The sequence below is a fragment of the Novosphingobium sp. PASSN1 genome, from assembly GCF_002278815.1.
The window spans coordinates 1-19,032 of sequence record NZ_NKIS01000006.1; the positions used below are offsets into that span (position 1 = coordinate 1).

The following is a 19,032-nucleotide window of genomic DNA, read 5'->3' on the forward strand; positions in this document are numbered from 1 at the left end:
GGTGCTGCTCAAACTTGTGCAAATCGACGTAGATGCTCTCGTAATCCAGCCCCTTCTCCTTGAGCGGGGCCATGGATTTGAGCGAATTGGCCAGCGGTTCGGCGTGATAGTATTTGAGCGTCATGGGGCTACCTGATCGCAAGAGTACCCAGCACGCCGCCATCCACTGCCCAGCTCTGGCCAGTGACATGCGCGGCGCTGCGCGAAAGAAGGAAGGCGGCGACTTCCGCCACGTCCTCGGATGTACCGAGCCGCTGCTGCGGCACGTTGGCGGCGAGCGAAGTGAGCTGCTCGGGTGGCACGCCCTCCAGCAGCGGTGTCGCGATGAAGCCGGGGACGAGGCAATTGACGCGCACGCCATGCGCCGCCCCTTCCAGCGCCGCCGCGCGCGCAAGGCCCAGCACCGCGTGCTTGCTCATCACATAGCCCACGTTCATCGCCATGCCGCGCTCCGAAGCAAGGCTGCCGGTAATCAGGATCGTGCCGCTCTGCCGCGCCTTCATCGCGGGCAACACATGGCGCACCGCCCAGAAGGCAGACTTCATGTTGACCGCCATCAGCGCATCAAAATTGTCGTCCGAATAGTCTTCGAGCAGCGCAAACGTGCCGCCCGTTCCTGCATTCAGGAACAGCGCATCGATCGGGCCATGCTGCGCGGCTGCACTATCGAGCGCGGCGATCAACTGATCCTGCTGGCCCACATCTGCAGCCGCCCAGCCCGCGCCCGCGCCCAGCTCCGCGCAAAGATCGGCGAGGAGTTCGCCCCGCCGCGCGATCAGCGTTACCCGCGCCCCGGCCCGAACCACGCGCTCCGCCGCCGCACGCCCGATCCCGGTCGAAGCACCGGTAATGACGACATGTTGCCCTGCGAAATCCATCATCCGGCCTTCGGTGCGATGAAGTCTGCCCAGACCGCCCACTCGGGCTTGTCTGCCGCATCCGGCTCCCACTGCTGCACCATCAGCGCGCGCGCCTCTGCTTCGGGCATCCCCAGTTCATCGCGGTGGAGCCGGTAGAAGAACGCTGAAACCCGCCAGTTCATGATGCAATGCACGTGGACCGGCTGCGGCCCCGCTGCCACCGCTGCGCGAAACGCTGCATAGTGCGCGTCCTGCGGCGCATCGAACGGCACCGGGATATGCGTGTAGGCGATGCCCGCAGCCGCAAACTTGCCGCCCTCGTCCGCCAGCGCCTCGGGATGGCTGTCGAGCGCGAGGTTCACCACCTGCTTCACGCCGAGCGCAGCGAGACGCGCGACATCCCCCTCCTCGAGCCGGCCCGAGGTGGTCACGTCATTGCTCAGCCGTTGCCAGCCGCGAATATCGGCCGGGTCGGTGCTCATGCCGTTCAGGCCAGGCCCAGCAGGCGCACGGCGTTGTCCTTCATGATGCCGGGCAGCACTTCGTCGCGGAAGCCGACCTTCAGCGCCGCATCGATCCACTTTTGCGGGTGGATCAGCGGAAAATCGCTGCCGAACAGCATCTTGTGCTTCAGCTGCGTGTTCGCATACTGAATGATCTGCGGCGCGAAATACTTCGGGCTCCAGCCGGACAAGTCGATGAAGACGTTGTCCTTGTGCAGCGCCATCGACAGGCTCTCGTCCACCCACGGCCACGAGGGGTGCGCGAGGATGATCTTCATGTCGGGGAAATCAACCGCGACATCGTCGATCAGCATGGGCTGACCATACTTGAGCCGCATCCCGCCGCCGCCGCGCATACCGGTGCCCATGCCGGAGTGGCCGGTGTGGAAGATCGCGGGGAGGCCATATTCGGCGATCACTTCATAGATCGGATAGGCCACGCGGTCCGCCGGGTGGCAATCCTGCACGATACCGTGGAACTTGAAGCCCTTGACCCCGTAGTTCTCGATCAGATCGCGCGCCTCGCGCGCGCCGAACTTGCCTTTGTGCGGGTCGATCGAGGCGAAGGCGATGCAGATATCATCGTTCTTGAGCGCCATTTCGGCGACTTCGTAGTTCGAGACCCGCTTTGCGCCCATGCCGCATTCGGCATCGACCGTGAACATGCAGAAGGCGATCTGCTGCTCGCGGTAGATCTCCACGATCTCGGGCATCTTGGGCCGCTCGCGCGGGGCCTTGAAATACGTCGATGCCGCATCGAAGAACTTGCCCATCACCGGATCTTCCGGATCGTGGCAGGAAACCTCGGCATGCACATGCACGTCGATGGCCTTGATCTTCGTAATATCGATGGGCACCGGCAATTCCTTGAAAAAAGCCCCGACGACCGCGCGGTCGCCGGGGCTGTTGTTCACTCAAACATGGCTTAGACGAGCGCGTCCTTCTTGATGGTGATCACCTGGCTGTAGGTGAACTCCTTCAGGCCTTCGATGCCGTATTCGGCGCCGAAGCCGGACTGCTTGTGGCCGCCGAAGGGCGCGAACGGCGAGAGGTGGAGGAACTCGTTGATCCACACCGTGCCGGTTTCGAGCTGCTCGGCAATCTTCACGCCGCGCTCGGTGTCCTTGGTCCACACCGCACCGGCGAGGCCGTAGTCCGAGTTGTTCGCGCGCGCGATCACTTCATCGTCGCTCGAGAACTTCATCAGCGGCATGACCGGGCCGAACTGCTCTTCGGCCACGATGCGCGCGTCTTCGGGCGGGTTGTCGAGGATGGTGATCGGCACATAGTAGCCCGAGCCCGAAGGATCGACATCGCCGCCGACGAGGAACTTGTAGCCGTTGTCCTTGGCATCCTCGATCAGCTCGCACACGCGGTCGAACTGCTTCTTGTTCTGGATCGGGCCGACCCCGGTGCCCTGCTCGGACCCGTCACCCACCTTCACCGTCTTGGCATAAGCCGCGATGGCAGCGCTCAGCTCGTCGTAGATATCCTCGTGGATGTAGATGCGCTTGGCCGCCACGCAGATCTGGCCCGCGTTGGTGAAGCTCGACCAGAACAGCTGCTCGGCCACCTTCGCCACGTCGGCATCGGGCAGCACGATCGAGGCGTCGTTGCCGCCGAGTTCGAGCGTGATGCGCTTCAAGTCCTTCGAGGCACCTTCCATGATCTTCTTGCCGGTCGCGGTCGAGCCGGTGAAGGTGATCTTGTCGATATCCGGGTGCGCGGTGATCATCGGGCCGAGGGCATCCTCGCCGGTGATGATGTTGACGACGCCTGCGGGCACGATGTCCTTGATCAGCTCGGCGAACTTGAGCGTGGTCAGCGGGGTGAACGGCGAAGGCTTGAGCACGATGGTGCAGCCCGAGAGGATCGCCGGGGCGATCTTCTGCACGGCCATCAGGATCGGGAAGTTCCACGGCACGATGCCGCCGACGACGCCAACCGGCACGCGGCGCGTGCGGCTGAGGCGCTCGTCGCTGTCCTCGTTGATCGTCTCTTCCAACGTCAGGGTCGACTGCGCGTTCATCATCGCCGAGCAGCCGCCGATTTCGAACTGGGCCTGCTGGTGCGGCTTGCCCTGTTCAGCGGTGAGGAGGCGGTAGAGCTCTTCGAAGTTGGCGTCGATCGCGGCGGCCATCTTCTGGATCACCACGCGGCGGTCATCGACCGGGGTCTTCGACCAGGTCTTGAAAGCGCGGCGGGCGGCAGCAACGGCGCGGTCAAGCTCGGCAGCGCCGCAAGACGGCACCTGGCCGATCACCTGCTCGTTTGCCGGGTTCACCACGTCGAGCACGGTCGCCGTGGTTACCAGTTCGCCATCGATCAGATTGGGATAGATTGTGGTCATGAGTCTCTCCGTCGTCGTTCGATTGTTCTAACGTATAGCAATTCTTCAGCGCGATGCCAGCGCCTTGTCTTCATTGGCCCGCTGGATGAGATACATCCGGATAGCCTCCGCGTCAGCCGGCTTGAGCGCCGACTTGAACGAAACCATGCCCAGTTCATGGAGCTGCCCGCCGATCACCACGGCCTTCAGCGCATCAGCCGAGCCGATCGTGCCCGAATGGCGCAGATCGGGGTTCAGCCCGCCCGCCACAGCAGCATCGCCATGGCACACCGAGCAATAGCGGCCATAGAGCTGCCCGCCCTTGGTCGCCTGCGCCACTGTGCCCGTAAACGGCGGCGGATCAAGCACCATCTGGTTCATCGGCGGCGCTTCGGGCAGCTGCCCCTTGGCGCCCAGCTTGAACACCAGCAGACGGCTGATGTTGCGCGCCGCGCCCGCCTTGTTGGCCAGCACGCCCGTGGCGACATCCCACACCCCGCCCCAACCGGCGAGAATCGCGACATATTGCTCTCCATCGATGGTATAGGTCATCGGCGCGGCGATGATCCCGGTCTGCGCCGGGAATGACCACAGCTTCTCGCCCTTGCTCGCGGTATAGGCGATGAAATCACCTGCCGCCGTGCCCTGGAACACGAGGTTGCCCGCGGTCGACAGCACGCCGCCGTTCGAAGGGCCGACCAGATCGACCTTCCACGCCGCCTTCTTGTTCGCCACATCCCACGCCACCAGCTGCCCGGTCGTCGCCGCCTTCGCGCCCGCCTGAACCTTGGCATCCGCCGGCATCGCCACGGCATAGCTGTCCAGACCAGTCTGGAAGCCGATGCCCGTGGGCTTCCACCCGGCAGCCGCCGCATAGGGGAAGGCGGCGAGGTTGGTCGGGATATAGAGCAGGCCGGTCTTCGGGCTGTAGCTCTGCGGCTGCCAGCTGTGTGCGCCCACTGCGCCGGGCAGGCTCACGAACGGCTTGCCGGTCTTTTCATAGCGTGCATCGGGGTTGATGGTAGGCCGACCGGTTTCCGGATCGATCCCCGTCGTCCAGTTCACCGGCACCCACGGCGTTGCCGAAAGGAACTTGCCGGTCTTCACATCGAGCACGTAGACGTGCCCGTTCTTGGGCGCATGGATCGCCACGTGGCGCTTCTCGCCGCCGATCATCACATCCGCGATGGTGATCTGCTGATCGGAATCGAAGTCCCAGCGGTCTTCCGGGGTTTCCTGAAAGTGCCAGGCATACTGGCCTGTATCCGCGTCCACCGCGACAATGGACGAAGTATAGAGGCTATCGCCCTCACGCCCGTTCGCTGCCGGGTTCCACGGCTCGGCATTGCCGGTGCCGAAGAGGACGAGGTTGGTTTCGGGATCATAGGTGATCGAATCCCACACGGTGCCGCCACCGCCCAGTTCCCACCACTTGTTGCCCCAGGTCTTGGCCGCCGCTTCGTGCGCCGCCTTGTTGAGGCCTTCCTTGCCGAAGCCCTGCGCCGGGTTGCCCGGCACGGTGTTGAACCGCCAGACTTCCTTGCCGTTTTCCGGATCATAGGCCGCGATATAGCCGCGCGCCTTGTACTCCGAGCCTGCCGCGCCGATCAGCACGCGGCCCTTCACGATGCGCGGCGCGCCGGTGATGGTGTAGTCGGTCTGGTTCGGCACCACGGTCTTCTGCCAGAGCAGCTTGCCCGTCTTCTGGTCGAGCGCCACGAGCCGCCCATCCAGCGCCGCCACAAACAGCTTGTCGCCATAGAGCGCCACGCCACGGTTCACCGCGTCGCAGCACGTGCGCACCAGCGTTTCGCGCGGCACCTTGGGATCATAAGCCCACAGCGGCTTGCCGGTCTTCGCGTCGTAGGCCTTCACCATCGACCATGCGGTCGAGACGTAAAGCACGCCGTCATGCACCAGCGGCGTGGCTTCCTGCCCGCGCGCGGTGTCCATGTCGGCATACCAGGCGAGGCCGAGCTGATCGACGTTGTACTCGTTGATCAGGGTCAGCGGCGAATAGCGCTGCTCGGCATAGTCGCCGCCATAGGTCAGCCATTCCGCCCCCGGCACTGCACGCAGCATCGCATCGGTCACGGTGGCCATGGCGCCCGTTTGCGCCACAACCCCCGCCGAAAGCGCGAGGACCGATGCCACGGCAAGCTTGCGAACCAACGAAACGCGCATACCTCTCAGCCTTCTCCTTAGGGCCCGGTTCGGCCCTCAATCACTTTAATCGACTGTTTAAACCAGCCCTGCTCAATTCACCATACGCTGCGCATCACCCCAGTACTTTTTGCGCAGTTCCTTCTTGTCCATCTTGCCCGCGGCGGTGCGCGGAATGGCATCGATGAACTCGACCGACTTGGGTGCCTTCACGCCGCCCAGCCGCTCCTTGGTATAAGCGATGATCTCGGCCTCGGTGATCCCGTCCGCCACGACCACCGCGTGGACCTGCTCGCCCCACTTCTCATGCGGGATGCCGAACACGCAGGCTTCGCGCACCTGCGCCAGTTCAGTCACGGCAGCCTCGACCTCGGCGGTGAAGACGTTGAACCCGCCAGAGACGACCATGTCCTTCTTGCGGTCGACGATATAGAGGTAGCCGTCCTTGTCGAACTTGCCGACATCGCCGGTGTGGTGCCAGCCGAACTTGCGGATTTCGGCGGTTTCTTCGGGCTTTTCAAAGTAGGAATGCGTCACCAGCGCGCCGCGCACGCAGATCTCGCCGGCCTCGCCCAGCGGCACCTGGTTGCCGTCATCGTCCATCAGCGCCACCTTGATCGACCGGGTCGGCTTGCCGCAGGCCGCCAGCTTTTCCGGCGCTTCATAGGCAAAACGCGCCACGTCCTCGGGCGGGAACCACGCCACGATCATCGGGCATTCCACCTGCCCATAGGCCTGGCACATGGCGGGGCCGAAGATCTCCACCGCCTGGCGCAGCTTTTCCGGACTGCACGGCGAGCCGACCAGAATGAAGATCTTGAGCGACGAGTAATCGTGCTTGCCGATTTCCGGGCTGGCGAGGCACTGGTACATCGCCGTGGGCGGCAGGTACATGTGCGTGACCTTGTACTCCGCGATGGTGCGCAGCACGTCTTCGGCATCGAAGCCGGGCAGGATCACTTGCGTTGCGCCAAGGCTCATCGTCGAAAGCGCAATCGGCCCGGCCGCATGGGTGATCGGCGCGGAAACCAGCGCGACGGGCGAATCGGTGCGCCCGCCCATGCCGTCCGCCGCCGTCTCGATCATCGTGCCCCAGCCGAGGTTCGTCACGTTCGCGCCCTTCGAAGGGCCGGTCGTGCCGCCGGTGGGGAAGATACCGACCATGTCCATCAGGTTGCCGAACGCGTCGATCTCCGGCTCGACGAAATCGGCCGCGCTCACCCCGGCCATGAATTCCTCGAGGCTCGGATCATTGCCCAGCCGCTGATCGAGGCACACGAAGTGCTGCAGCGTCGGGCACAAGTCCTTCAATTGCTGGACTTCGTCCGCCTTGGACGAATGATAGACCATCCACTTGAGCCGCACGTAATTGATATAGGCCGCATTGGCATCAATCGCGTTGCGGGTGTTGACCGGGATCCACTTGCCGTTGGCGCGCCACATCGCCAGCACAGCGACCAGCAACATGCCATCATTCGGGCCATAGAACCCGAGCAGGTCCTGATTTTCGAACCCGTGTTTCTGCAGCGCGGCGGCGATCCGCTCGGTCAGCGCCTTGGTCTCGGCGAAAGTCAGCTTGAGGCCGCTCTCGGTGTCGATGATCGCAAGGCGCGAAGGATCACGGTCATGGCCACGGTCGAAATAGTCGATTGCACGCATTGTGCTGTCATCCCCAACGGTTGATTTCCGGGCCAGGCGCCCATGTTGTAAGCGGTTCCGGCACAGTGGCCATGGCCAAAGCTGCCAGAATACAGGGCCGAACTGCCACGCGCGCCAGCCATGCGCGGGTGAGCGGCGTTTCGGCAAAAGCTTCGGGACGGACCAGTTCCATCCCCGCCAGCCAGCTGTAAGTCACGAGATCAGCGATGGAGAACGCCCCCATCAGGAACGCGCGCCCGTCGGTCAGCTTGTCCTCGCAGCGCTGCGCGGCCTGATCTACTTTGGTCTGGCTGTCGGCCACTTGCGCAGGACTAATGTCCCCATCACGCAGGGCCAGCCACCGTTCACGCAAGTCATCCGACACGATGGCAGCAGCAACATGAACGAAATCTCGCGCCGGGATCGCAGCAATCTCCGATTGCGACGAAGCCAGATTGCCCAGCATCGCCGCCGCAGGCGAAAGTCGTTCGGTGATCTGGCGGCACCACATCAGCATTTCCCAGTGGCTGTAAGGGTCGCTGGGCTGCAATCCGCAGCCCCCCGCCAGCTCGTCGAAATACTGCGCGAGGAACACCGATTCGGTCATGGCTTCACCGCCCGCCACCAGCACCGGCCCTTCGCCTTCGATGCCCAGATCAAGCGCGATGGGTTCGGTAATGCCGGGCAGCCTGTGCCGCGCGCCCGCCAGCAGGTCGAGCCGCTTGCAGTGCAGATCGAGCCCGGTTTCCGCAAGCGCCGCCAGCACGGTCAGCGAAGCGCCATTCGGCTCGCCGTGATAGAGCACAGGTTCCATCAGACGATCCCCTCCATCACCAGGCTGTAGCGCGCGGCAAGGTCGGTCTTGCCCATCGCCCAGGTCCGCTGCACCGCATCGCGCTCATAGACGCGCTTGAGCCAACGCATGATGTTCGGCGTTTTCTCGCGGCTGGCGAGATCGGGCTGCGAAAGCGGCAGCGAATAGGTCGAGTTGAAGATGTTGATATCGGCAAGGCTGTATTGGCCCGAGCCGACATAGTCGCGCTTGCCCAGCTCTTCCTCCAGCTTGGCGATGCCCAGCGCCACGCGGCGGCGGCTCTCGGCCATCTCCTCGGCGGAGAAATCGCCGTTGATCGCCTTATTCCACGCCCGCCGCCTTTCGGGGAGCGGAATGCGCTCGATCGCGGCGGCCAGTTCCTCGGGATCGCGCTTCCGCACCATCGGCCCCACGAACACGCTCCAGCCAATCATCGAGAAGCTCGGGCCAAGCCACTGGTCCATGAACTTCATCCACCAGCGCACCCGCCAGCGGTCCTGCGCGTCCGCCGGCATCAGGTCCGGCCCGGCAAATTCGGCGTTCACGTATTCCATGATCGCGGTGCTTTCGGTCAGCACCCGCGAACCCCAAGGACCATTGTGCGTCATGGCCGGGATAGTGCCCTGCGGATTGATCGCGAGGTATTCGGGCCTGTGCTGATCGAACTGCAGCATGTCGATGTAGTGGCTGGCAAAGGGCACGCCCTTTTCCATCAACGCCAGCATCGGCTTGCCCGAATTGGCGTTGGGTTCCCAGTGATAGAGCGTCACATCAGTCATGCGTTGCGAACCATGGCTGCCACGTCTCCCACGACTCCGACCATGCGGAGCCGATTGTTAGTGTTACATACTAAATCAGCCTGCCCGGCGGTTCAAGCGGTCCTGCCCGCATAGGCAGGATGCAGCACCCGCTTAGGCGCTAGTCCGCCCGCACGCTAAGTGCTGCGGCGCGGTCAAGTTTCACCTGGTAAAATAGCATTTGGGGGAAACGATGCTTAGCGCGCCACCATGCTCCAGCGCAGCAAGCCATCATGTCCGGACAGCGGCGCCAATGCGCGGGTCTCGGCGGTCCGACGCAAACCCTGCTCTTCCAGCAAACCGCGCAGCACCGTCCAGTCGCTCCACCGCGTCAGCCCCTCAACGCGCGTGGCCCCCGCCAGCGCCGCATGGACCTCGCGCAGCGAAAGGTGCGCAAGGTCGATCCCGCGCCCGCCCGCAAAGCTAGCGGATTCAGCCAGCCGGCTGTCATGAACGATCACCGCCGCCACCTCGGCAGCAGCGTGCGCCGCCACCGGAACCGCCGCCGCGACACCCGCTAGCGCCCCGCCCTTCAGAAGCCCGCGCCGATCCGTCCGCATCAGCCCGCCTTCCCGAGATACTTCGCAACCGCCTCAAGCTCGGCGTCGGTCACATCGACCTTCGTCTGCGCCGGCATCGCGCCCTTGCCCATGCGGACCACGCTCTTCACGTAGTCCGCCGTCAGGTCGGTGCGGTTGGCGAGGAGGCCCTTGTCCGGCGTTTCGCCCATCATCATGCGCTGCTTGGTCAGCAGGTTGGTGCCCATGCCCCCGGTGAGGTGGCAATAGCCGCAGTGGACCTGAAACAGCACCTTGCCATCGCCGCCCGGCTTCAGCCGGTCACCGGAAGGTGCCTCGCCGCGCATCTGGTACGGCGGCGGCGGTCCCGGCGGCGGGCCGGGAGGAAGGGCTGCTGCGGCTGAAGCCACGAACCCGGCAGCGAGCAGGAACCGCTTCATGCCTTGCCTCCCGCGTTCTTGGCCCGCTGATCGGCATAAGCCGCAGGCCAGATGCCCTGCTTGCCGGGTGCCACGATGCCATTGGGATCGAGCGCGTTCTTCACCTTTTCGCCAAAGCGACGCAGCGCATGGCCGTTGAAATCGAACGTATCCATCACCGGGTCCATCCAGCCAAGGTGCGTGCGGTATTCGGCATATCCGGCCTTCGCCGTCTCCGCGATCAGCGTGTCGAACAGGCGGCGCATCTTCGCCACTTCCTCGGCATTGTCGCGGTCGTACATCAGCATGTTGACGTTGTTGGCAAAGCGCCCGCCGATGGTGAAGCTGGCATAGAAATCGACATCGAAGTCCGCGATGATCTTGCGGCTGCGGTGCATCTGGTCGAGCACGTGCTTGCCCGTGGCAGGCACCACTGGCGAAAAGCCCATGTGCGCCCCGCGCCCGCCGATCCAGTCGCTCATCTGCAGAGGCACGGCGGAAGGGATGCCCATCGTCGTCTCGATGCCGTGGATGTAATCGCCGGGGTGCCACCAGTGCTCGACGGGCGGGGCCTTGAGGTTGCGCGCCATCGCCGCCTTGACCACCTCGGCCTTGGCCTTGACCACGCCTTCTTCGCCATAGAGGCGCAGCGCGACTTGCCAGTAACCGAGGCCATACTGCTTGAGCAGTTCCTCCACGCGCGATTCCGGGATGGCACCGGGCTTGTCCCAGAAATCCTTGCGCTGGCCTTTCAGCACCATCTTGCCCAGCCAGCTCGGGATGAACACGTTCTGGTCGATCAGCCCCGAAATCTTGAGCGGCGCGATCGTATCGATTACCCAGCCGATATCGTCCACCGCCGGGATGTCCCAGACGAGCTCGAGCGAGCTTTCCGGCGCGGGCTGCATCCACACGCCGGCCTTGGTCACGATGCCGAGGTTGGACTGCGAAAAAGCCAGATCGAACGTCGGGCCGTAGCTCATCGGGAAAAGATGGAAGGCCGGATTGTTCGTCATCGCGCCCATGCCGGTGCGCATCAGATCGCCATCGGGCAGCACGGCCTCGATCCCGCAGAGGTTGCGCGCGTGAAGGCCATAGGAGGTATAGCCGATGCCGTGCTCCAGCGCATTGCCGAGCACCGAGCCCCAGGCATTGCCCGGCACCGAAAGCCATAGCGGCAGCTTCTCTCGCTGCACCGCCTCATAAAGGTCGAAGAAGCCCACCCCGGGCTCGACCACGCAGTAGGCCAGCTTCGCATCAAGCTCGAGGATCTTGTTCATGCGGCCCAGATCCAGCACGATCGAGCCCGCCATGCGCGGTGCCGCCGTGCCGTATCCCAGGTTCTTGCCCCGCGCGACAGGCCAGAGCGGCGTCTTGTACTCGTTCGCCAGCCGCACGATCGCGCGCACTTCCTCCACGCTCGATGGCGCAATCGCCGCGCCTGCGGGCCATTCCTCTTCGCTGCCGGGCGCATAGACATCGGAATAGGCGTCGCGGTCGGCGTCGCTCGCCATGACCCATTCCTTGCCCACGACCCCGGCGGAGGCGGTGAGCATGGCATCGAAGGTCTTGGGGCTGACGCGGGGCGGCAGATGCAGCTTCACCGGCGGTATTCTCCCATGTTTATTTTCTACCAATTGTTAGCGTTGTGCCGTGAACACGGTGCTGCGTCAAGGCGCCATGTCACGTCAGGGCGTAGTACCGCACATGGTTGCCATCCGGCCGCCGCTCGCCCACCCCGATGAACACGTGCCGGGTCAGCCAGTCATGCGGGCCCTTGCTGGTTTCAAACGTGGGCTGCGCGCGCAGATAGTATTCGGCGTGCGGCACCGGCGCGCCGCCCGCGAAGGCCCAATTGCGCAGCCGCTCCATCGTCCCCGGCTCGCGCCCCCACAGGAACCCCTTGTTCTGCATGTAGATCAGCGTGCCGTCATCGACCTCGAGCATGTAGCGCGCGTCGAACACAGCCGTGTCGTCAGGCCGGAAGAAGGCATAGTCGCCGCCCGAGTTGGGCACTGCCTTGCCTTTCAGGCGCGGCCCCTCGAACTCCCCGCTATCGACATAGACCGCGCTACGCATGCCGCCTGTCGGCACATCCGGCACCGTCTGCACCCGCGTGAAGCGCAGCGTGCAGGCAAAGGCGAACTCCAGCCGGGGGTTGTCGAGTGTGGAGAAATCCATGTTGCAGGCCTTCAATAGTTGGAGAGGATCGTCAGGCTCGGCCCATCGAGCGGCTTGCCCGCCTTCTGCTTGGCCAGTTCATCGGCCCGCGTCTGCTTCTGCTGATCGATCAAATAGGCATGGATCGCATCGGCATCGCCGGGCGGGAGCATGTCATCCCAGCGCGGCATCCCGCCCGGCACAAGCGCGCCGCCCAGCACGATCTCGCGGAACAGGGTGTGCGTGCCCGGCTGCATCCGCCGCAGGTCCGGCGTGATCGAGCGGTGCCGGTTCGCATGGCAGATCGCGCAATTGCCGAAGAACAGCCCCTGCCCGCGCGCAATCGTCTCCGCCGTCACGCCAGCGGCCTGCGCGGGCGGTTCGGGCGCGACTTCGAGCGGCGGCAGCAGCGGCGGTTGCTCCACGTTGCCCCCACCAAGCTTGAACACCAGCAAGCGGTTCAGGTTGCCCCGGTCATAGGCCGCCGAATAACGCGGCACGAACGGGAAGCCGCCCCCGCCCCAACCGGCCATGACCGCGATATATTGCACGCCGTTCACCTGATAGGTCATCGGCGCGGCCATGATCGGCGTGCCCGTCTCGATGGTTTTCAGCACCGCGCCGCTCTTCGCGTCGCGCACAGTAAGCCGTCCGCCCACATCGCCGTGGATCAGCAGCCCCGAAGCGGTCGTCAGCACGCCCGCGCGGTCCTGCCACCCGGCCGTGTTCGCCGCCCACACCGTCTTGCCGCTCAGCGGCTCGATCGCGCGGATCTGCGCCGTACCGGGATCCTTCAGCGCCTCGGCATAGGCAGGCAGCGCGCGCACGGCATCGGCAATCGGCGGCGGGAACATGGCCAGCGCGTCCTTCACATCGGTGGTGAAGATCAGCGCCGCATCGTTGTTCAGCCCCCGCGCCTTGAGCGGCTTCTGCCCCGGCGTCATGAAGATCAGGTTCCCCAGATCGAGCACCGCCGCATAATAGAGCCCGGTGGCCGGATCGAACGAGGCGGGATGCCAGTTGCGCGCGCCCGGCGTGGCCGGAAACACGATCTTGGGCGCCGCGGAGTAATCGCTCGCCTCCCGGTCCGGGATCGGCTTGCCGGTGGCGGGATCGATCCCCTTGGTCCAGTTCACCCGCACCAGCGGATTGGCCTTGAGCAGCTTGCCGGTTCCCCGGTCGATCACATAGAGAAAGCCGTTCTTGGGCGCATGGAGGATCACCGAACGATCCGCCCCATCGACCTTCAGATGCGTAAGGATCAGCGGCTGGGTCGAGGTGAAGTCCCAGTCATCGCCGGGCGTTTCCTGATAGTGCCACACCATCCGGCCCGTCTTTGGATCGAGCGCGACCAGACTGCCGAGGTAGAGGTTGTCCCCGCCCGCCGGGCTGCGCTTCGATGTAGCGTAAGGCCCGCCGTTGCCGGTGCCGACCAGCAGATAGCCCGTTTCGGAATCGAACGCGATGGCATCCCACGGCGCGCCGCCGCCGCCGATATCCCAGCGGCTCATGGGGTCCCAGGTCTTGAGCGCTGCTTCCAGTTCGGGCGTTTCCTGCGGCCCCAGCGCGGGATCCTTCGGCACCACGTGCCAGCGCCAGCGCAGCTTGCCTGTTTCCAGATCGAGCGCGGTGACATAGCCGCGCACGTCATATTCCGCGCCCGCCATGCCGATGACGACGACATCGCCTGCAATTTCCGGCGCACCCGTGGAGTTGTCGCCCTTCTTGCGGTTCTCGATGAAATCGGTCTTCCAGACCACCGCACCAGTCTTCGCATTCAGCGCATAGAGCCAGCCATCCAGCGTCGCGACAAAGACCTTGCCCCGCGCCACCGCGACGCCGCGGTTGACCATGTCGCAGCACGCCGTGCGGTTGAGCTGCATGTCGACCTCAGGCTCGAACGCCCAGAGCTGCTTGCCCGTCGCCGCATCAAATGCGTAAGCGCGCCCTGCCACGCCCGAGGTATATAGCACCCCGCCGACCATGACCGGCGTCGCTTCCATCCCGCGCGCGGTGCCAAATTCGGCCTGCCACGCCAGCCCTAGCGTGCCAACGTCCCCGGCATTGATCTGCGTCAGTGCGGAATGGTGCGTCTTTCCAGCATCCCCGCCCGGACTGGCCCACTCGGACCCCGCGCCGACCATCGGCGGCGCGGCGCCCAGCGCGGCAGCGGCCAGCGCGGCAAGGACCAGCCGCCGGATCACAGCGAATCCCACGGGCTCGGCATCCGGTAGGGCACCGTGATGAAATTGGCCTCGATCTGCTCGATCATCCCGTGGTCGATCTTGAACAGCTCCGAAATATAGAAGCTGTGCGGCCGCCGCACCGGGCTTTTCACCGTGCGCCCGTCGGTCAGCTGGTATTCGTCGATCCGGCCCGAATGGTCGATGAAGCCATAGGCCAGCACCAGCCCGCGCTCCTCGTCCACCAGCGGAAAGCGCCGCGCGCGCAAGTCGTCGTCATAGCGGTAGTTGCCCATGCGGAACTGCTCCTCGCAGCCGAGCGCCGAAACCGGCACGATCTTGGCGAACTCGGGATTGCGCGTGGTCTGCACGCCGTTTTCCACCCGGTTGCAATCGGGATGGAACTTTGTGTGGATCGTGCCGTCGTTCCGCTGCAGCGTGTCGAAATAACCATCGCCCAGCTTGATCATCTCCGCGCGCGGTACCGGCGCCACCACTTCGCGGTGCAGGATCGGCTTGTCCCAATAACGGCAGTTCTCGAACTTGATCCCGCTGTCCGACTGGCGGACGACCAGCATCTCGCACTCGGCGATTTGCCCGGCCCCGTTGATCTGCAAGCGCAAGGTGAACGCCGATTCCTCGATCGCCTCGATCACCGTGCCGAAATAGCCGACCTGCCCGGTGCGGGTATCGGCAAAGCGCAGCTGGTAATCGCCCAGCCGCTGGATCGTGCCCCACACGCCGTCGCCGATCTCCAGCATCACGTTGTTTTCGCTGTTGTGCGCGCCCGCGGCCCAGGCCAGCCGAGTGTGGTCGCCCGCATTCAGCGCGGCAAGGAAAGCATCGAGTGCAGCGTAAAGACCGGCGCGGTCCATAATCTCTCCCAATAGGGCTTTACCGCCCTTCGATTTCCGGCATACCGTATCAAATGTTAGAATAAAAGGGGAGAGAGTCGATGGCGCGAACCGCCGCCGAACAGGCGAACCACGATCTCGTGATCGAAATGTACCACAAGGTGCTCATCGCGATGGATAGCAGCGCGGTCGACCGCTACATTTCGCCCAACTACATCCAGCACTCGATGCTCGCGCCGCCCGGAGTCGACGCGCTGAAAGCCTTTCTCGACCACGTAAAAGTCGAATCGCCCGATGCGAAGCAGACCCTTCACCGCAGCTTTGCCGAGGGCGATCATGTGATCGTGCACACCCATGTTCAGCGCTGGCCCGGTGATCCCGGCCTTGCCGTGGTGGACATCTTCCGCTGCGAGAACGGCCTTATCGTCGAGCACTGGGACGTGCTGCAGGATGTGCCCGCCAATCCCGTCAATCCCAACTCGATGTTCTGAACAAGGAGCCCACGATGCGCTTCACTGCCCTGGCCGCTCTCGCCCTGCTCGCCGCACCAGCCGCCACACAGGCGAAAGCCTGCAAGCTCAGCCCCAAGCAGGTCGTCACCCAGTTCCTCCACGAATTCTACATCGAGAAGAAGGTGCGTTCCTCGTTCGAGAAGTGGGTCGATCCGGGTTATATCCAGCACAACCCCTATGCCCAGACCGGGCGGGAGGCGGCCATCGCGTTCCTCACCAAGTTCGTCGAGGGCAACCCCGGCCAGCGCACGAAGATCCACCGCATCATCGCCGATGGCGACCTCGTCGCCGCGCACAGCCACGGCTGGCAGGAAGACGGCACTCCCGAGCAGAAGCGCGGCTTCGCCGTGGTCGACATGTTCCGCGTGAAGGGCTGCAAGGTCATGGAACACTGGGACGTGATCAGCCCGGTGCCCGAAACATCCGCCAACACCAACACGATGTTCTGAGGTGGCCATGCGCTTTCAGGATCACTGCGTCGTCATCCTTGGCGGCAACGCCGGGATTGGCCTTGCCGCCGCGCGCATGTTCGCCGCCGAGGGCGCGAAACTTGCGATCACCGGCCGCAACCGCGAAACCATCGGAGCTGCCGCCGAAGAACTCGGCGCGCTCGGCATCGCCGCTGACATGGGCGATGTGGCGCAAACCAAAGCCGCGCTTGCCGAGATCGAGGACACGTTGGGCGGGATCGATGTGCTGTTCGTCAACGCCGGGGTCGGCGGGTTTGCCGCCATGCCCCACGTGACCGAAGAGTTCTGGGACGGCATCCACAATGTGAACCTGCGCGGCGCGTTCTTCGCGATCCAGAATGCCCTGCCGCTGCTGCGCGATGGCGGCGCGATCGTCATCACCGGCTCGATCGGCAGTGAACTCGCGCTTGCCGGGAACGTCGCTTATGCCTCGGCAAAGGCGGGCCTGCGCGCCATGGCGCGCACCGTCGGCAAGGAACTCCTCCCCCGCAAAATCCGCGTCAACATGGTCAGCCCCGGCCCGACCGAAACCGAGATCTTCAAGCGCGGCGCCAGCGAAGCCGAGATCGCCGCGACGCGCGAGATGCTTGGCGGCGTCGTGCCCCTGGGCCGCATGGGCGAGGCGGAAGAAGTCGCCCGCGCCGTCCTGTTCCTCGCCAGCGCGGAGGCCAGCTTCATCAACGGCGTGGACTTGTATGTTGACGGGGGATGTGTGGAACTGAGGTAGGAGACGCCATGCCTTCTCCCACCAAACACCCCGCGTCGGCCCGTGCTTGACACGGGCCTTGGCTTTCCTTGTTCGGCGCTGCGCCGGAAGAACAGCCAAGCCCCGTGTCATGCACGGGGCGACGAAGCGATTTTGGTTCCCTGACCGTATCGCTAAAGCCGCGACGGCACCCCATCCAGCAGCAAGGTCTTCACCTCCAGATAGGGCATCAGCCCCTCAACGCCGCCCTCGCGCCCGATGCCGGACTGCTTGAACCCGCCATAGGGCAGCCCGAAATCCATCCTCAGGCCGTTCTGGCCGAAGCCGCCCGTGCGCACCCGCCGCCCGATGCGGTAGGCCGCGTCCACATCATGCGTCAGCACCGAACCATTCAGGCCAAAGCGCGAATCGTTGGCGATGCGGATCATGTCCTCCTCGTCCTCCGCCGGGATCAGGCTGAGCACGGGGCCGAAGATTTCCTCCTGCGCGATCCGGCTGTCGTTCGGCACATTGGCGAACAGCGTCGGCTCGATGAAGAAGCCGCGGTTCAGATGCGCAGGCCGCCCGCCGCCGCAGACCAGATCGGCCACCTTGCGCCCTTCGGCGATATACATCTCCACCCGGTCACGCTGGCGCTTCATCGCCAGCGGGCCAAGCTGCGTCGCGGGATCATCCGAATGGCCGATCACGACCTTGCCCATCTCCGCCGCAATCGCCGCGGCCAGTTCATCATGCCGCGCGCGCGGCACGATCACCCGGCTTAGCATCGCGCAGACCTGCCCGCTCATCATCGTGATCGTTCCGCTGAGCATCTTCGCCGCAATCTCGATGGGGAAATCATCGCGCACCAGCGCAGCGGACTTGCCGCCAAGCTCCAGCGTGCAGCGGGCGATGCGCTCGCCGCAGACGGACGCAATCCGCTGCCCCGCCACGGTCGATCCGGTGAAGGTCACCTTGTCCACACCGTGATTGCACACCAGATGGTCGCTCGCCTCACGGTGCCCGGTGACGAGGTTCACCACCCCAGCCGGCAGCCCCGCCGCCTCCGCAGCCTCGGCGATGATATAGGCCTCCAGCGGCGTTTCCGGCGATGGCTTCATGATCACCGGGCAGCCCGCCAGCAGCGCATAGGCGACCTTGTTGGCCATGATGCCAAACGGCCCGTTCCACGGCGCAATCGCCGCGACCACACCCACCGGCTCATAAGCAATCAGCGCCGCCGCCGCTGCCTGGCTGGGCCGCTGCTCCACAAATGCAAAGTTTTCGGCATAGCCCGCGATCTCCGCCAGCACCGCGACCGATCCGGCGTGCATCGGCCCGGCAAAGCTGGCGAGCCCGCCCATCTGCGCGGTCCAGCACCGCGCCAGTTCGTCGACCCGGCCCTGCAAATGCGCCACCATGCGCCGGAACGCGGCGATGCGCTCCGCAGGCGGCGTCATCGGCCACGGCCCATGATCGAACGCCGCGCGCGCTGCCGCCACCGCCGCATCCATATCCGCCGCATCCGCCTCGGCCACGCGGGCCACCACTTGCTCGGTGTCGGGCGAGATCAGCTCGATCAGCCGCCCGCTGCTGGCGGGCACCCACTGGCCGCCGATATAAAGCTGTTCGGGATGCGCGATGGCAACGCCTTCAGGCAGCAAGGTCATCACACAGTCTCCAAAGCCATGGGGGGAAGCGCGCATTCGACTTTCTCGATTCTGCCGCCGCGCGTCGTGTAGAAAATGAATTGCCGGATTTCCTGAACGACGCCCGCCGTGATCGGAAAGAATCCGGTCGCACCTTTGGCATCCAGCGCCGCGCGCGTCAGGTCTTTCTTCGCGGTGATCCGCACGATGGCATCAATCGCCGTGCAGGTCTCGCTTGCCGCAAAGTTCAGCACGCGCACGTTCTCCTCCACGTTGTCGTGCAGCCAGGCGTAGAAGTCTTTCAGCTCCTGCCGCGAGGTGATGACGATGCCGAAGAATTCCATGTGCGGCGGATCGACATAGAAGTCCGCCACGCCGTCATAATCGCGCGCGTTGAACGCCGCCAGATAGCGGTCATAGCCTGCCCGATCGAGCATCACGCATCGTCTCCCCAAGGTTATGGCCGGATTCGGCTCAC

At 64.6% G+C, this 19,032-nt stretch carries 19 protein-coding genes; 3 read left to right on the forward strand and 16 right to left on the reverse strand.

The genetic code is table 11. From position 1 onward, the window contains the following. Nucleotides 1-128: 128 nt before the first annotated feature. The 14 genes from CFE35_RS11025 to CFE35_RS11090 form a co-directional block, all read right to left on the reverse strand. Nucleotides 129-881 carry an SDR family NAD(P)-dependent oxidoreductase gene (locus CFE35_RS11025; protein WP_292930656.1) on the reverse strand — a complete coding sequence of 251 codons (753 nt, stop codon included), beginning with the start codon at nucleotides 879-881 and terminating at the stop codon, nucleotides 129-131. Next, nucleotides 878-1,342 carry a sulfur transferase domain-containing protein gene (locus CFE35_RS11030; RefSeq protein ID WP_292930657.1) on the reverse strand — a complete coding sequence of 155 codons (465 nt, stop codon included), beginning with the start codon at nucleotides 1,340-1,342 and terminating at the stop codon, nucleotides 878-880. Before CFE35_RS11030 ends, CFE35_RS11025 begins: the two co-directional genes overlap by 4 nt. 5 nt (nucleotides 1,343-1,347) lie before the next feature. Continuing rightward, entirely contained in the window at nucleotides 1,348-2,220 is an 873-nt protein-coding gene (locus CFE35_RS11035) for an amidohydrolase family protein (protein ID WP_292930658.1), read from the reverse strand. 68 nt (nucleotides 2,221-2,288) lie between these two features. Next, entirely contained in the window at nucleotides 2,289-3,713 is a 1,425-nt protein-coding gene (locus tag CFE35_RS11040; RefSeq protein WP_292930659.1) for an aldehyde dehydrogenase family protein, read from the reverse strand. A gap of 45 nt (nucleotides 3,714-3,758) precedes the next feature. After that, nucleotides 3,759-5,876: a PQQ-dependent dehydrogenase, methanol/ethanol family gene (locus CFE35_RS11045; protein WP_292930660.1), complete on the reverse strand. Its 2,118-nt coding sequence runs from the start codon at nucleotides 5,874-5,876 to the stop codon at nucleotides 3,759-3,761. Nucleotides 5,877-5,948: 72 nt separating this feature from the next. Next, nucleotides 5,949-7,514, reverse strand: a complete 1,566-nt coding sequence (locus CFE35_RS11050; protein WP_292930661.1) for an AMP-binding protein — start codon at nucleotides 7,512-7,514, stop codon at nucleotides 5,949-5,951. A 7-nt stretch (nucleotides 7,515-7,521) separates the two neighbouring features. Further along, nucleotides 7,522-8,307: a glutathione binding-like protein gene (locus CFE35_RS11055; protein ID WP_292930662.1), complete on the reverse strand. Its 786-nt coding sequence runs from the start codon at nucleotides 8,305-8,307 to the stop codon at nucleotides 7,522-7,524. Then, a complete protein-coding gene (locus CFE35_RS11060) occupies nucleotides 8,307-9,086 on the reverse strand; it encodes a glutathione S-transferase family protein (RefSeq protein ID WP_292930663.1) in 780 nt (259 codons plus the stop codon). Before CFE35_RS11060 ends, CFE35_RS11055 begins: the two co-directional genes overlap by 1 nt. A gap of 215 nt (nucleotides 9,087-9,301) precedes the next feature. Continuing rightward, complete coding sequence (locus tag CFE35_RS11065) at nucleotides 9,302-9,664, reverse strand: hypothetical protein (protein WP_292930664.1); 363 nt, start codon at nucleotides 9,662-9,664, stop codon at nucleotides 9,302-9,304. Further along, nucleotides 9,664-10,062 (reverse strand): cytochrome c, encoded by a 399-nt coding sequence (locus tag CFE35_RS11070; protein WP_292930665.1) that lies wholly within the window; start codon nucleotides 10,060-10,062, stop codon nucleotides 9,664-9,666. Before CFE35_RS11070 ends, CFE35_RS11065 begins: the two co-directional genes overlap by 1 nt. Then, nucleotides 10,059-11,645, reverse strand: coding sequence for an FAD-binding oxidoreductase (locus CFE35_RS11075; RefSeq protein WP_292930666.1), 1,587 nt, complete (start codon nucleotides 11,643-11,645; stop codon nucleotides 10,059-10,061). Before CFE35_RS11075 ends, CFE35_RS11070 begins: the two co-directional genes overlap by 4 nt. A gap of 79 nt (nucleotides 11,646-11,724) precedes the next feature. Further along, on the reverse strand, nucleotides 11,725-12,222 hold the full coding sequence (locus CFE35_RS11080; protein ID WP_292930667.1) for a DUF3237 domain-containing protein: 498 nt from the start codon (nucleotides 12,220-12,222) through the stop codon (nucleotides 11,725-11,727). 11 nt (nucleotides 12,223-12,233) lie between these two features. Further along, nucleotides 12,234-14,417: a PQQ-dependent dehydrogenase, methanol/ethanol family gene (locus CFE35_RS11085; RefSeq protein WP_292930668.1), complete on the reverse strand. Its 2,184-nt coding sequence runs from the start codon at nucleotides 14,415-14,417 to the stop codon at nucleotides 12,234-12,236. Continuing rightward, on the reverse strand, nucleotides 14,402-15,259 hold the full coding sequence (locus tag CFE35_RS11090) for a hypothetical protein (protein WP_292930669.1): 858 nt from the start codon (nucleotides 15,257-15,259) through the stop codon (nucleotides 14,402-14,404). Before CFE35_RS11090 ends, CFE35_RS11085 begins: the two co-directional genes overlap by 16 nt. Nucleotides 15,260-15,339: 80 nt before the next feature. Between CFE35_RS11090 and CFE35_RS11095 the strand changes: the two genes are divergently transcribed. From CFE35_RS11095 to CFE35_RS11105, 3 genes are read left to right on the forward strand one after another with little or no spacing between them, the layout of a single operon-like run. Further along, on the forward strand, nucleotides 15,340-15,729 hold the full coding sequence (locus tag CFE35_RS11095) for a nuclear transport factor 2 family protein (RefSeq protein ID WP_292930670.1): 390 nt from the start codon (nucleotides 15,340-15,342) through the stop codon (nucleotides 15,727-15,729). Between the two features lie 14 nt (nucleotides 15,730-15,743). Further along, the gene (locus CFE35_RS11100) at nucleotides 15,744-16,199 is read left to right on the forward strand and encodes a nuclear transport factor 2 family protein (RefSeq protein WP_292930671.1); all 456 of its coding nucleotides are present in this window, start codon (nucleotides 15,744-15,746) and stop codon (nucleotides 16,197-16,199) included. A gap of 7 nt (nucleotides 16,200-16,206) precedes the next feature. Then, nucleotides 16,207-16,947: an SDR family oxidoreductase gene (locus CFE35_RS11105; RefSeq protein WP_292930672.1), complete on the forward strand. Its 741-nt coding sequence runs from the start codon at nucleotides 16,207-16,209 to the stop codon at nucleotides 16,945-16,947. A 152-nt stretch (nucleotides 16,948-17,099) separates the two neighbouring features. Here CFE35_RS11105 and CFE35_RS11110 read toward each other — a convergent pair whose 3' ends face one another. After that, entirely contained in the window at nucleotides 17,100-18,569 is a 1,470-nt protein-coding gene (locus CFE35_RS11110; RefSeq protein ID WP_292930945.1) for an aldehyde dehydrogenase, read from the reverse strand. Nucleotides 18,570-18,574: 5 nt separating this feature from the next. Beyond that, complete coding sequence (locus CFE35_RS11115) at nucleotides 18,575-18,991, reverse strand: nuclear transport factor 2 family protein (RefSeq protein WP_292930946.1); 417 nt, start codon at nucleotides 18,989-18,991, stop codon at nucleotides 18,575-18,577. Nucleotides 18,992-19,032: the final 41 nt, after the last annotated feature.